The organism is Rhizobium yanglingense, from assembly GCF_977109285.1.
In genome coordinates, this window is sequence record NZ_CDSAWY010000005.1 from 279025 (window position 1) to 292765 (window position 13741).

Annotated in this window: 9 protein-coding genes; 6 read left to right on the forward strand and 3 right to left on the reverse strand. The window is 61.9% G+C overall.

Features of this window, described 5'->3' with window-relative positions:
• Position 1: 1 nt before the first annotated feature.
• From ACW4PC_RS11050 to ACW4PC_RS11060, 3 genes are all read right to left on the reverse strand, one after another.
• Positions 2-493, reverse strand: a complete 492-nt coding sequence (locus ACW4PC_RS11050) for a tripartite tricarboxylate transporter TctB family protein (protein WP_455873843.1) — start codon at positions 491-493, stop codon at positions 2-4.
• A complete protein-coding gene (locus ACW4PC_RS11055; protein ID WP_455873844.1) occupies positions 490-1434 on the reverse strand; it encodes a Bug family tripartite tricarboxylate transporter substrate binding protein in 945 nt (314 codons plus the stop codon). Before ACW4PC_RS11055 ends, ACW4PC_RS11050 begins: the two co-directional genes overlap by 4 nt.
• A 308-nt stretch (positions 1435-1742) precedes the next feature.
• Complete coding sequence (locus ACW4PC_RS11060) at positions 1743-2807, reverse strand: ABC transporter substrate-binding protein (RefSeq protein ID WP_455873845.1); 1065 nt, start codon at positions 2805-2807, stop codon at positions 1743-1745.
• Between the two features lie 118 nt (positions 2808-2925).
• Here ACW4PC_RS11060 and ACW4PC_RS11065 point away from each other — a divergent pair, with 118 nt between their 5' ends.
• The 6 genes from ACW4PC_RS11065 (at position 2926) to ACW4PC_RS11090 (ending at position 13720) form a co-directional block, all read left to right on the forward strand.
• Positions 2926-4794: a TPR end-of-group domain-containing protein gene (locus ACW4PC_RS11065; protein WP_455873846.1), complete on the forward strand. Its 1869-nt coding sequence runs from the start codon at positions 2926-2928 to the stop codon at positions 4792-4794.
• A 116-nt stretch (positions 4795-4910) separates the two neighbouring features.
• The gene (locus ACW4PC_RS11070) at positions 4911-5588 is read left to right on the forward strand and encodes a response regulator (protein ID WP_455873847.1); all 678 of its coding nucleotides are present in this window, start codon (positions 4911-4913) and stop codon (positions 5586-5588) included.
• Positions 5585-6967 (forward strand): sensor histidine kinase N-terminal domain-containing protein, encoded by a 1383-nt coding sequence (locus ACW4PC_RS11075; protein ID WP_455873848.1) that lies wholly within the window; start codon positions 5585-5587, stop codon positions 6965-6967. Before ACW4PC_RS11070 ends, ACW4PC_RS11075 begins: the two co-directional genes overlap by 4 nt.
• Positions 6968-7077: 110 nt before the next feature.
• Positions 7078-10401, forward strand: coding sequence for a transglutaminase family protein (locus ACW4PC_RS11080; protein ID WP_455873849.1), 3324 nt, complete (start codon positions 7078-7080; stop codon positions 10399-10401).
• 14 nt (positions 10402-10415) lie between these two features.
• On the forward strand, positions 10416-12836 hold the full coding sequence (locus ACW4PC_RS11085; RefSeq protein WP_455873850.1) for a circularly permuted type 2 ATP-grasp protein: 2421 nt from the start codon (positions 10416-10418) through the stop codon (positions 12834-12836).
• Positions 12833-13720, forward strand: a complete 888-nt coding sequence (locus ACW4PC_RS11090) for a transglutaminase family protein (protein ID WP_455873851.1) — start codon at positions 12833-12835, stop codon at positions 13718-13720. Before ACW4PC_RS11085 ends, ACW4PC_RS11090 begins: the two co-directional genes overlap by 4 nt.
• Positions 13721-13741: the final 21 nt, after the last annotated feature.

The following is a 13741-nucleotide window of genomic DNA, read 5'->3' on the forward strand; positions in this document are numbered from 1 at the left end:
CCTAGAAGAAGAGTCTCTCGAACGGTCCGGCAGGCAGCGTAAGCTGCAGCAGCTGCGAGAAAATGATCCAGACGACGAAGCTGAAGACGATGCCCGCCGGGATCGAAAGCCAAAGCTTGCGACGCCCAAAGCCGCGCGCCGTGAAGGCAAAGAGAATGCCTGTGGCAATCGAGAAACCGGCCGTCTTCAGAAGCAGCATTTGGGCTGCAAGACCGGCAACAATCCAGATGACGGGAGCGACTTCCTGATGTTCCCGCTCGGGAAACTCATTGCGCAACGCCTCGAAGACGGTCCAGATGCCGAGGCCGATCAACCCGAACGCCACGACCTTGGGCACGGTAGCCGGCCCGATGCGAGCATATTGGGCGATCGCTCTCATATGCGTGGCGTCCCAAAGCATGACGGCCGCAACGACGAAAAGACAGATAGCAATGATCAGCGCCGCCCAATCCGGGCGGCGCTTCGTTGCCAAGGGTGCGTTGCCCCTGCTCATTTAACAAGCCCGATCTCTTTGAGGATGCTTTCGGTTGCGGAAACGTCCTTCTCGAGCTGCGCCTTGAAGGCATCGCCGGCGAGGTATGTGTCGGCCCAGCCCTTCGTCTTTAGGATTTCCTGCCAGCCTGCCGACTTGGAAAGCTTGTCGAAATCAGCGGTGACCGCAGCCGTCTGCTCAGGCGTCAGGCCGGGAGCGGCGGCGACCATCCGCCAGTTCTGCACGCTGACATCGACGCCAGATTCCTTCAGCGTCGGAGCGTCGACACCGTCAATGCGCGTATCGCTCGAGACGGCGAGCAGGCGGAGCTGCCCGGCCTTCACCTGCGATTCGAACTCGCCATAGCCCGAAATGCCGGCCGTCACTTGTCCGCCGAGGATAGCGGCAAGCGCCTCACCGCCGCCGGAGAAGGCGACATAGTTGATCTTCGTCGGATCGACGCCGGAGGCTTTCGCGATGAGACCGACCGCGATATGGTCGGTACCGCCGGCCGAGCCGCCACCCCAGGACACCGAACCTGGATCAGCCTTAAGCTTGGCAACGAGGTCACCCATCGTCTTGATGTCGGACGATGCCGGAACGACGATGGCCTCATACTCGCCGGTCAGGCGAGCGATCGGTGTGACGTCCTTTAGCGTGACAGGTGACTGGTTGGTGAGAATCGCGCCGACCATGACATAGCCGCCAACGATCAGGGCGTTCGGATTGCCGCTATTCTGGCTGGCGAACTGCGCCAGACCGATGGTGCCGCCGGCGCCCGGAACGTTCTGAACCTGAACATTGCCAGAGATGCCTTCCTTCTGCATGACGGTCTGCAGCGAGCGGGCCGTCTGATCCCAACCGCCGCCGGGTGCGGCAGGCGCCATGATGGTGTAGTCGGCCGAATAGGCCGGCAGCGCGATAGCGGCTGCGAAAAGCGTAGCAAGGAAAGTATGCTTCACGATGTGTCCTCCGTGATCGCGGTGAGCGCCGCGTATTGTTCTCAAGGGAATCGAGAAGCGTTGCCGGGCAGCGGACTTTGATGGTCCGCAATAGCGACGGAGACTCCTCCCGAAACGTCTACTCTCCGCCTCCACGAAGAGAAGTACCAGAACCGCACCACATCAAGCTGTCATTTAGCTGACATCGGCAGGATATCCAGCGCCAAGGCCACTTTTTTGCCGTAATTCAGGCATGTGCGCCCGGTTATGTCGCTGTCGTGCATCCCAAATCCGCTCCAATAAAGCAGGTAGGTGCGAACGCTATCCACCTACTGTGTCCGCAGCACCTCGTTCCAATGGGCAATCAGCCGCGCGCGCTTGACCTGGTCGAGATAGACCATCAGGCCCGGGCTGACCGGAACGGGCCTGAGCTGGGCGCCGAGAAGCTCCTGCAGGGTGTTAGCTGTATTCTCGCCCGCAACCTCGGGGCTGACCGCCGGGATCTGCAGTTTTCGGGCCATGATCGTCTGTCCTTCCTTCGACATGAAGAAGGCGAGATATTGCCGCCCGAGTTCCGGCTCCGCGGCAGCCTGCGGCACCAGCCCGATGCGCGACATCACGACTGTATAATCCTTCGGCAGCACGATGCCGACATCGGGGTGCCGCGACGCCCAGTCCGCCGCATAGGAGCCGAGAATGTTGTAGCCGAGCACGAAGCGCCCGTCGGCTACCCTCTCCAGGATCGCCGAACTCGTCGAATAGAGCTTGACGCCCGCAGCCCCCATCGCCCGGATCACCGACCAGATGTCCCCGAACTGCTCCTGGTCGCGCGCCATGAACAGAAAGCCGACGCCGGAGCGTTCGATGTCATAGGTGCCGATGCGGCCGTAAACCGCGTTGCCTTTGCGCTTCAGGTAATCGACGAATTCCGCCCGTGAACTTGGCACCGGTTCATGCAAGAAGCTCGGCTTGTGATAGACGAAGACGGCCGGCTCGAAGGTAAGAGCATAGGCCGTGTTGCGCCAGTTTGCCCATTTCGGCCATTGTCCGCTCATCGGCAGATTGCTGACCTGCGCATAGCCGTCGTTGGAGAGCTTGACCTGCAGGTCCATCGCCGATGAAAAGGCGAAATCCGCCGTTTTCTTCCCGGCATCCGTCTCCCGCACGATCCGGTCATAAATCTCGCCTGTCAGCATGTCTTCATAACGCACGGCGACATCCGGATTGGCTTCCTGAAAGCCATGGATCATCGGCTGGGCGAGAGGCTCGTCGAGCGAGGAATAAACCGTCAGCACCCGCGCATCCGCCTTGCCGGATTTCGCGGGATAAAAGGCCTGATCCGCGGCTGCAAAACCGGGACAGAGCAGAAACAGCAGAACAAGAAGTCTCCTCATGAGCGCAGAATGCATCACCACGCTTCGCCGGGCAAGGACGAGTGATTGCGCTGTCTCGCAACGCGACAAGAGCATTAAAAGACGCTAAGCTAATTTAGACAACCGTATGGAGGGGATATTGGAACGACGGCTGAGTGCCATACTCGCTGCCGACGTGGTGGGTTATAGCCGTCTGATGGGTATCGACGAGACCGGTACCCTGCAGGCGTTCAACCGCCACCGCTGCGAACTGATCGATGTCAGGATCTCCGACTACAAAGGGCGCATCTTCAAGCTGACCGGCGACGGAATGCTCGCGGAATTCCAAAGTGTGGTAAACGCTGTCGCCTGCGCTGTCGAAATCCAGCGCGAGATGGCTGTGCGCAACAAAGACGTCCCACAGGATCAGCGCATCGAGTTGCGGATCGGCATCAATCTGGGCGATGTTGTCATCGAGAACGACGACGTCTTCGGCGACGGCGTAAACGTCGCTGCTCGGCTCGAGCGCATTGCTTCGCCGGGTGGCATTGTCGTTTCCAGCTCGGTTCGCGATCAGGTCGGCACGCGCCTCAATATCGGCTTCGCGTTCCAGGGGGAGCAATCCCTGAAGAACATCAAGCAGAATGTGTCGGTGTTCACCGTTCTCCTCGATCCCCCTTCTGCAACGGCCGGTGCGTCGGACGACCAAACCCGCAATACCTGCTTTATTGCCGTTTTGCCTTTCACCAACATGAGCGGCGATCCTGAGCAGGAGTATTTCGCGGACGGCATCACGGAAGACATCATTACCGACCTCTCCAAGATATCGAGTCTACACGTCGTGCCGCGGCACACTGTCTTCACCTACAAAGGGAGTTCGCTGAAGGTAAAGCAGCTCGCCCACGAACTCGGCGTGCGATACGTTCTCCAGGGTAGCGTCCGCATCGCCGGCGCGCGTGTGCGCATATCCGGCCATCTCATCGATACGGCGAACGGCGACCATCTGTGGGCCGATCGCTACGACCGGAATCTCACCGATATCTTCGCGATCCAGGACGAGATCACCAATTCGATCGTCGGCCAGCTCAAGATCCGGCTCCTGCCGGCCGAGAAGAAGGCCATCGCCGCCGAACCCACGGCCAATATCGAGGCCTATACCTACTACCTGCGAGGCCGCCAGCTATCGCATACCTGGACGAAGTCGTATCTGCAGCTTGCCCGCAGGATGTTCTGCAAGGCTGTCGAGCTGGATCCTGATTATGCGCGCGCCTATGCGGGTATTGCCGATTGCGATGCGGCCATACGCGATTGGGACCCGGAAAATGTCCCTCTCGAAAACATCCTGCAGATGAGTGCCCGCGCCCTCGAACTCGATCCTGATCTCGCGGAGGCGCATGCCTCCCGAGGTCTGGCCTTGCATCAGAACGGGCAGGATCAGCTGGCCATTTTAGCCTTCGAGCGGGCACTTGCACTTGAACCCAATCTTTATGAGGCGAACTTCCACTATGCGCGATTCTTCTTCATGCGCGGTGATTTCGCCAATGCCGTCCGCTACTTCACGCGCGCGGCGCACATCCGCACGGACGACTATGTCTCACCCATTCATTTGATGAGCGCCCACCGCTCGCTGGGGCGCATGTCGGATACGGAAAACTGGGCCAAGCTCGGGCTGCTGCGAGCGGAACGCGCACTGAACCTCAGTCCGGAAAATTCAGGACCGGCCCATCGCGGCGCCTTGGCGCTGGCGCATCTCGGAGACAGGGCGAGAGCAAGGGATTGGGCCGCCCGCGCCATCGCGATCGATCCCGACGACATCGTTGCACAATACAATCTCGCTTGCGTCTATTCCGTCCTCGGCGACGTGGACGAAGCGATTGATATTCTGGAGAGGCTGATGCCGCGAAGCTCGGTCTACCACATCAAATGGTTCGATAACGACTCCGATCTGGATAACATCCGCAGCGACGAGCGCTTCCAGAAACTCCTGCTGGCAGCGCAGGAGGAACAACCCCGGGAGGTCGCTGAATAGAGCAATTAAGACCGCCAAACTCTCGTTGATTGAATGACGCCGGGTTTTCTTTTGCCGTTGATGACATCCCCCTTCACGGGCTGTAATCTTCTTTGTTGAACAACAGGAAACCACCCGTGCGCATTCTCCTCACCGAAGACAATATCGCGCTGGCCGACGGCCTGTCCGCGATCTTGCGCGGTACGGGGCATGCCGTCGATGTCGTCCACGACGGCGCATCCGCCAATGCAGTCATCGCGGCGGAAAATTTCGATCTCGTGATCCTCGACCTCAACCTGCCCGAGATGGACGGGCTGGACGTCCTGCGCAGCATGCGCGCCCGGCAGAACCAGGCGGCCGTCCTAATTCTGACTGCACGCGGAGCGCCGGAGGAGCGGGTCAGAGGCCTCGACCTCGGCGCCGACGACTACCTTATCAAGCCCTTCGACATTACCGAATTCGAGGCGCGCGTGCGCGTGCTGCTGCGGCGCCAGGCGGGCCTGCATTCGGCGACGGTGATGTACGGCTGCGTGTCCTTCGACCTCAAGTCCCGCACGTTTTCCGCCGGCAATATGCAGCTTGACATTCCCGCTCGCGAAGTCGGACTGCTTGAAATCCTCTTCATGCGTGCCGGCAAAGTCGTGTCCAAAGAGGCAATCACCCAGTCGCTGACGGCCTTCGACGATGACATTTCCACCAATGCGATCGAGCAATATGTCAGCCGGCTGCGCAAGCGCCTGGCACCGCATGGATTGACCGTGAAGACCGCGCGCGGCATCGGCTACTATCTCGACAAGCTTCCCGAGGCCCCATGAAAGCCGCCTATTCGCTGAGGCGCCGGCTGCTTTTCTGGCTGCTGATCTCCACCGCCATCATCGGCACGCTGGCGCTCGCCGACACATACCGGGAGGCGGTCGAGACCTCGAACATTGTTTCAGACCGTGTGCTTGCCGGTTCGGCGCTCGCCATTGCCGAGCGCGTCGTCGTGGCAGAAGACGGCGCTCTGGAAGTCGACATTCCTTATGTCGCGCTGGAAATGCTGACATCGGCCGCTCAGGACCGGGTGTTCTACCGCGTCGATGGTCCGCCCGGAAAATTCATTACCGGCTACCAGGCGCTTCCGGTTCTCAAGGAAACCAAGGGCGACGCTGCCGTCTTCGCAGACGATATTTTCCGCGGCGAGCCGATCCGCGTCGCGACGCTGGAGCGCTCTGCCTCAACCGGCATCCGCTCGGTTCCCTTTGTTGTCACGGTCGCGGAAACGACGATCGCCCGCCGTCAGCTGGCACGCGCGATCCTTTTCCGTTCGGCTGTCCGCCTTGCCTTCATGATCGCCGGTGCAGCCGTGATCGTCTGGATCTCGGTCACGGTCGCGCTCCGCCCGCTCTACAAGCTCCGGGACGCGATCGGCGAGCGCAGCCCGGACGACTTGCATCCGATCGAGCAATCGGTGCCGAGCGAGGTGCAGCCACTGGTGGATACGGTGAACAGCTTCATGGTGCGCCTGCAGTCAGCCCTTGATGCGCTCCGGAATTTCACCGGCAATGCCAGCCATCAATTGCGCACACCGCTTGCCATCATCCGAACTCAGCTCGCACTTTCCGCCCGCGCCGCAACGCTGCCTGAAGCGCAGGACTCGGCCCTGAAAGGGGACCAGGCCGTCGCGCACGCCGAACGCATTCTCGCCCAGCTGCTGCTGATGGCAAAGATCGACGCCGCAACAGCCAAGGAGGCCCTGGCGGCCTCGACGATCGACATCGCCGCCATCGCCCAGGAGATTACCGGCGAACTGATCCCTCAAGCCGCGGAGGCCGGTATCGATCTCGGCTTTGAGGGCGATGGACATGCGATGATCCGCGCCGAACCCCTGCTGATCGGCGAGCTGCTGCGCAATCTTGCGGGCAACGCCATCGCATATGCCGGCAAGAGCGCCGAAGTTACCGTACGGATTGCGCAGGATGGCGAAACCGTACGCCTCGAGGTTGAAGACAATGGTCCCGGTATCGCGCCGGAAAAGCTCGACGCCGTGCGCCGCCGCTTTTCGCGCGGCAACGACTCCGAGGCGCCGGGCGCCGGCCTCGGCCTCCCGATCGTCGAGGAAATCGCCAATCTTTTCAATGCGACGCTCACGCTCTCGCCTGCGACCTGCGGCAAGGGGCTCAAAGCCGCCGTCGCCTTTGCAAAAGTGTCGTAAAGGCTTCGCGGCGTTAACCTTTCCGCCTTGCTTTCTTTCGTTGCATTGCACACTATCGCGTCGGGAACAGCAAATGCCGCATAACGATGTGGCGTCGGACAAGGCAAAATATGTCGATCAAAGCCAGTATCTATCATCTGACGCACTACAAATACGACAGGCCGGTCCGCCTTGGGCCGCAGGTCATCCGCCTCAAGCCCGCCTCGCATTCAAAAACGCACGTGCTCAGTCATTCGCTGAAGGTCACCCCGTCGAACCATTTCGTGAACCTGCAGCAGGACCCCTACGGGAATTATCTTGCCCGCTATGTCTTTCCCGACCCGGTGACCGAATTCAAGATCGAGGTCGATCTCGTCGCCGACATGACGGTCTACAACCCCTTCGACTTTTTCGTCGAAGAAGAGGCCACCAAATGGCCCTTCGACTATCCGCAGACGATCCAGGAAGACCTCTCGATCTACATGAAGCCGGAGGCCCCCGGCCCGCGGCTCAAGGCTTTCCTCGAAACCCTCGACTATTCGCCGGGCCAGCCGACCGTTGACATGATCGTCGGCCTCAACGCCCGCCTGCAGCAGCAGATCGGCTATGTCATCCGCATGGAGGCCGGCGTCCAGACGCCGGAGGACACGCTTGAAAGCGCCAGAGGCTCCTGCCGTGATACCAGTTGGCTGCTCGTTCAGGTTCTCCGTCACCTCGGCCTCGCCGCCCGCTTCGTCTCCGGCTACCTCATTCAGTTGACGCCCGACCTGAAGGCCCTTGACGGCCCCTCCGGTACGGAGGTCGATTTCACCGACCTGCATGCCTGGGCCGAAGTCTATCTGCCAGGCGCCGGCTGGGTCGGCCTCGATCCGACGTCGGGGCTGCTCACCGGCGAAAGCCACATCCCGCTCGCCGCAACCCCGCATTATAGCAACGCCGCCCCGATCTCCGGCGGCTATTTCGGCGAAGCCAATACCGAGTTCGCCTTCGACATGAAGGTCGCCCGTGTCGCAGAACATCCGCGCATCACCAAGCCCTTCTCCGAGGAGAGCTGGAACGAACTCGACGCACTTGGCAAAAAAGTGGATCGTATCCTAAAGGCAGAAGATGTGCGCTTGACGATGGGCGGCGAGCCCACTTTCGTGTCGATCGACGATTTCGAATCCGAAGAGTGGAATACCGCCGCCGTGGGCCCGACCAAGCGGGAGAAAGCGGACAGCCTGATCCGCAGGCTGCGCCAGCGCTTCGCCCCGGGCGGCTTCCTGCATTACGGACAGGGCAAGTGGTATCCCGGCGAAAGCCTGCCGCGCTGGACCTTCTCACTCTACTGGCGCAAGGACGGAAAGCCGATCTGGCAGAATCTGGATTTGATCGCAGTAGAAGGCGCTGACACCGTCGCCAAGGCGGAAGACGCCGAGCGGCTGCTCACCGGCATCGCGCGCGAGCTGGCGATTACGCCTGATATGGTGCTGCCGGCCTATGAGGATCCCGCCGAGTGGATCGTCAAGGAGGGAAGCCTTCCCGAAAATGTCGATCCGTCGAATTCCAAGCTGAAGGATCCGGAAGAGCGCAACCGCATCGCCCGCGTTTTCGAACGTGGCCTGACGGTTCCGACAGGTTATATCCTTCCCGTTCAAGCCTGGAATGCTCAGGCATCAGGGCACCGCTGGATCAGCGAGAAATGGCAGACCCGGCGCGGCAAGATCTTCCTCGTCCCAGGCGACAGCCCTGTCGGATACCGTCTGCCGCTTGGTACGCTCCCTTACGTGCCGCCATCGCAATATCCCTATATCCACATCGCCGACCCATCGATCCCGCGCCAGCCCCTGCCCGAAGTCTTCGTGCCCGCCGGCCGCGCCATGCCGGAGGCCTCCTTCCAGCGCGACGAGAGCGGCCAGAGCCGCGTGGAACAGACGCTCGGCGAAATCGGTGGCGCGGTTCGCACAGCGATATCGGTCGAGCCGCGCGACGGCCGGCTTTGCGTCTTCATGCCGCCCGTCGAGCGCATTGAAGACTATCTCGAACTCATCGCAGCCGCCGAAAACGCCGCGGCCGAACTTGGGCTTGCCGTCCATATCGAGGGCTATTCGCCGCCTCAGGACGAGCGCATCAATGTCATTCGTGTCGCACCGGATCCAGGCGTCATCGAGGTGAATATCCACCCCGCCTCGAACTGGCAGGATTGCGTCGCAATCACCACCGCGATCTACGAAGAAGCGCGGATGACGCGTCTCGGCGCCGACAAGTTCATGATCGACGGCCGTCACACGGGCACGGGCGGCGGCAACCATGTCGTCGTCGGCGGCGCCAATCCGAACGATAGCCCGTTTCTGCGCCGGCCCGACCTCTTGAAGAGCCTCGTGCTGCACTGGCAGCGGCATCCCTCGCTCTCCTATCTCTTCTCCGGCATGTTCATCGGGCCGACCAGCCAGGCGCCGCGCATCGACGAGGCCAGGCACGACAGCCTGTACGAGTTGGAAATCGCCCTCGCCCAGGTGCCCGCACCCGGCCGCGGCCCGTCGCCACTTCCCTGGCTGACCGACCGCCTGTTCCGCAATCTCCTGATCGACGTGACGGGCAACACCCACCGTGCCGAAATCTGCATCGACAAGCTGTTTTCGCCGGATGGGCCGACCGGACGTCTCGGTCTCGTGGAGTTCCGCGGCTTCGAAATGCCCCCGAATGCGCGCATGTCGCTCGCTCAGCAATTAATGGTCCGCGCCCTCATTGCCCGCTTCTGGAAAAATCCCGCCGACGGCAAGTTCGTGCGCTGGGGCACTTCCCTGCACGATCGCTTCATGCTGCCGCATTTCGTCTGGGCCGATTTCCTGGATGTGCTTGCCGATCTCAAAGAAAACGGCTTCGAGGTCAGCCCGGAGTGGTTCAAGGCACAACTCGAATTCCGCTTCCCCTTCTGCGGCGAAGTGGAATACGAGGGCTCGAAACTCGAGCTTCGCCAGGCGCTCGAACCCTGGCACGTCATGGGCGAGGAAGGCGCGATTGGCGGCACGGTTCGATATGTCGACAGCTCGGTCGAACGACTTCAGGTTCGCCTCGAAACCAGCAATTCCTCACGCTACACCGTCACCTGCAACGGCCGAACCGTGCCGCTGACACCGACAGGGACGTCCGGCGTGTCCGTCGCCGGCGTCCGCTTCAAGGCGTGGCAGCCGGCCTCGGGCCTGCATCCGGTCCTGCCGGTGAATACGCCGCTGACATTTGACATTTATGATACATGGTCGAAGCGTTCGATCGGCGGCTGCATCTATCATGTTGCCCATCCGGGCGGGCGCAACTATGACACCTTCCCGGTAAACGGCAACGAAGCGGAAGCAAGGCGGCTCTCCCGATTCGAACCGTGGGGACATACGGCAGGCGGCTTCATTCCGCGCGCCGAGATGGGTTCGCCGGAATTCCCGCTGACGCTGGATCTCCGCAGGCCGGCAGGCATTTGACGAGCTAGGTTTTAATGGGCAAGAAACCAGCAATGGAGAAACGTAGGGACGAGGTTCCAAGCCGCGGCGGCAACGATGCGGCCTTCGGCTATGCGCCCCTGCCCGGCAATGCCGACGAGATGGTCGACAACAACGGCGCCATCCGCCCGGTCTGGCAGCGCTTTCTTGCGGGCTTCGGAGCAATTCCCGAAAAGGAACTGACCGAGCGCTTCGCCCGAGCCGACCGCTATCTGCGCGATGCCGGCGTATTCTACCGCGCCTATGGCAGCAAGGGCACCGGCGAGCGGTCCTGGCCGCTGTCGCATATCCCGGTCCTGATCGACGGGCGCGAATGGCAGGCGCTTTCCGCCGGCCTGGTGCAGCGCGCCGATCTGCTTGAGGCGATCGTTGCCGATATCTATGGCGACAACAAGCTGGTCGAGGAAGGCTTCCTGCCGCCTGGCCTGATCGCCGCCAACCCGGAATTCCAACGCCCGCTTGCAGGCGTAAAGCCCGCGAGCGGCCACTACCTGCATTTCTGCGCCTTCGAGATTGGCCGCGGCCCGGACGGAAACTGGTGGGTTCTGGCCGACCGTACACAAGCGCCGTCAGGTGCAGGCTTCGCGCTTGAAAGCCGCGTTGCCACCACGCGCGCCTTCTCCGATATCTATGCCGAAACCCCGGTTCACCGTCTTGCCTCCTTCTTCGGCGCCTTCCGCGATGCGTTGCAGACGATGAAACATTCCGGCGACGACCGCATCGGCGTTCTGACCCCCGGACCGGCAAACGAAACCTACTATGAACACGCCTATATCGCCCGCTATCTCGGCTTCATGCTGCTCGAAGGCGAAGATCTGACGGTGGTCAACGGCCGCGTCATGGTTCGCACGGTGGCCGGCCTGAAGCCGATCGGCGTCCTCTGGCGTCGCCTCGATTCCGCCTATGCCGATCCGCTGGAGCTGAACCAGAATTCGCATATCGGCACCCCCGGTCTGGTCGAGGCACTGCGTGCCGAATCGGTGACGATCGTCAATGCTCTCGGAACCGGCATCCTCGAGACGCGCGCCTTGCTCGCTTTCATGCCGACGATCTGTCGCCGCCTGCTTGGCGAAAAACTGCACCTGCCGTCGATCGCCACTTGGTGGTGCGGGCAGAAGGAGGAGCGCGAACACGTCGCGAAGAACATCGAGAAGATGGTGATCGGTCCCGCCTATTCGCGCGCTCCCTTCTTCGACGATAGCGGCGAGTCCGTCCTCGGCTCGTCGCTGCGCGCAACGGCAAAGGATTCGATCACCGACTGGCTGAACTCCGACGGCCCGAAACTCGTCGGCCAGGAAGTCGTCACGCTGTCGACGACGCCGGCCTGGGTAGACGGAAAGCTGACGCCGCGGCCGATGTCGCTTCGCGTCTTCGCCGCCCGCACGGCGAAGGGCTGGCAGATCATGCCGGGCGGCTTTGCCCGCATCGGCGCCGGCGATGACGCCGCTGCGATCGCCATGCAGTCGGGCGGTGCGGCGGCAGACGTCTGGATCGTCAGCGACAAGCCGGTCGAGCGCCATACCCTTCTGCCTGCCGAAGGAAGCTTCACCCGCAACATGCCGGGCAGCCTGCCAAGTCGGGCGGCCGACAATCTCTTCTGGCTCGGCCGCTATATCGAGCGCGCCGAAGGAGCGTTGCGCATCCTTCGCGCCTGGCACGCCCGTTACGCCGAAGCTGCCGATCCCAGTCAGCCGCTGCTTGCCGATGTTTCGGAATATCTCGCCGCCGTCGACATCGACACGGAAGAAGCCGTGCCCGAAACGCTGCTGCGTAACATCGACAGCGCCGTCTATTCCGCCAGTAATATCCGCGACCGGTTCTCGCCGGATGGCTGGCTGGCCCTGAACGACCTAGCTAAGACCGCGCACCGCTTTCATGTCAGCGTTGCGGCAGGCGATGACGCCAGCCATGCCATGACGATCCTGCTGCGCAAGCTCGCGGGCTTCGCAGGTCTCGTGCATGAAAACATGTATCGCTTCACCGGATGGCGCTTCCTCTCGCTCGGTCGCTATATCGAGCGCGGCCTGCACATGACCCGTCTTCTCGGCCACATGTCCGGCCCCGATGCTCCTGATGGCGCGCTGGATATGCTGCTCGAAATCGGCGATAGCGTCATGACCCACCGCCGCCGGTACAACGTCAACACCGCCCGCCTGACCGTCACGGACCTTCTGGCGCTCGACCCGCTGAACCCACGTTCGGTTCTCTTCCAGATGAACGAGATCCATCGCGAGGTCGAGCAGCTGCCGAACGCCTTCGTCAACGGCCAGATGTCGCCATTCTACCGCGAGGCCATGCGCCTGCATTCCGGCCTCGCCGTCATGACACCGGAAACGATGACCGGCGAGTTCTACAAGAAGTTTGAACGCGAGCTCGAGCAGTTGTCCGACCTTCTCGCCCAGACCTACCTCGGGTGACCGCCGTGCTTTACGACCTCACCCTGCACATGGGATACACCTACGACACGCCGGCTTCCGGCGCGCGTCACATCATTCGGCTGATGCCGCTTTCGCTGCCCGACCGGCAGCGGCTGGTCGCAGGCTCGATTACCATATCTCCGTCGCCGGACGAGCAATCGCACTTCACCGATTTCTTCCTCCATCCGGCAACATCCATCCTGCTGCGCTCGCCGCACGAGACGTTGGATATCCGCATGCAGGCCCGCGTGCAGGTCGATAGCCGTTCGATCGCCGCCGATTTCTCGCCGGACCTCGACCGCCTGCCGAAGGAGGTCACCGGCGTCTGGTCGCTGGAGCCTGACTCTCCGCATCATTTCCTCGCCAGCAGCCCTCGTCTCACGGAAACCCGCGCCATTTCGGACTATGCCAGGGACTGCGTGCTGCCCGGCTTTACCGTGCTGCAGATCGCCACTGCCTTGTGCACCCGCATCAACAAGGATTTCACCTACGATACGGAAGCGACGACGGTAGATTCCACGGCTCTCGACGCTTTTACCCTGAAACGCGGCGTCTGCCAGGATTTCGTCCATGTGATGATCCTGGCGCTCCGCAGCCTCGGCATCCCGGCAGGCTATGTCTCCGGCTTCCTGCGGACCATCCCACCGCCCGGCAAGGAACGGCTCGAAGGCGCTGACGCCATGCATGCCTGGGTCCGTGTCTGGTGCGGTGAAACGCTGGGCTGGATCGAACTCGACCCGACCAACGACATGCCCGCCGGCACCGACCACATCGTCGTTGCCTATGGCCGCGACTATTCCGACGTCGCCCCTGTCATCGGCGTCCTGAAAAGCTACGGCGGCCATCGCGCCGTGCAGGCCGTCGACGTTATTCCGATCAAGTGATCGGAAGACAGGAATAGCCGT

What these genes read in the sequence shown, in the direction of transcription:
- ACW4PC_RS11050 (WP_455873843.1), bottom strand. Translation starts at nt 493, where the DNA reads ATGAGCAGGGGCAACGCACCCTTGGCAACGAAGCGCCGCCCGGATTGG.
- ACW4PC_RS11060 (WP_455873845.1), bottom strand. Translation starts at nt 2,807, where the DNA reads ATGAGGAGACTTCTTGTTCTGCTGTTTCTGCTCTGTCCCGGTTTTGCA.
- ACW4PC_RS11075 (WP_455873848.1), top strand. Translation starts at nt 5,585, where the DNA reads ATGAAAGCCGCCTATTCGCTGAGGCGCCGGCTGCTTTTCTGGCTGCTG.
- ACW4PC_RS11080 (WP_455873849.1), top strand. Translation starts at nt 7,078, where the DNA reads ATGTCGATCAAAGCCAGTATCTATCATCTGACGCACTACAAATACGAC.
- ACW4PC_RS11085 (WP_455873850.1), top strand. Translation starts at nt 10,416, where the DNA reads ATGGGCAAGAAACCAGCAATGGAGAAACGTAGGGACGAGGTTCCAAGC.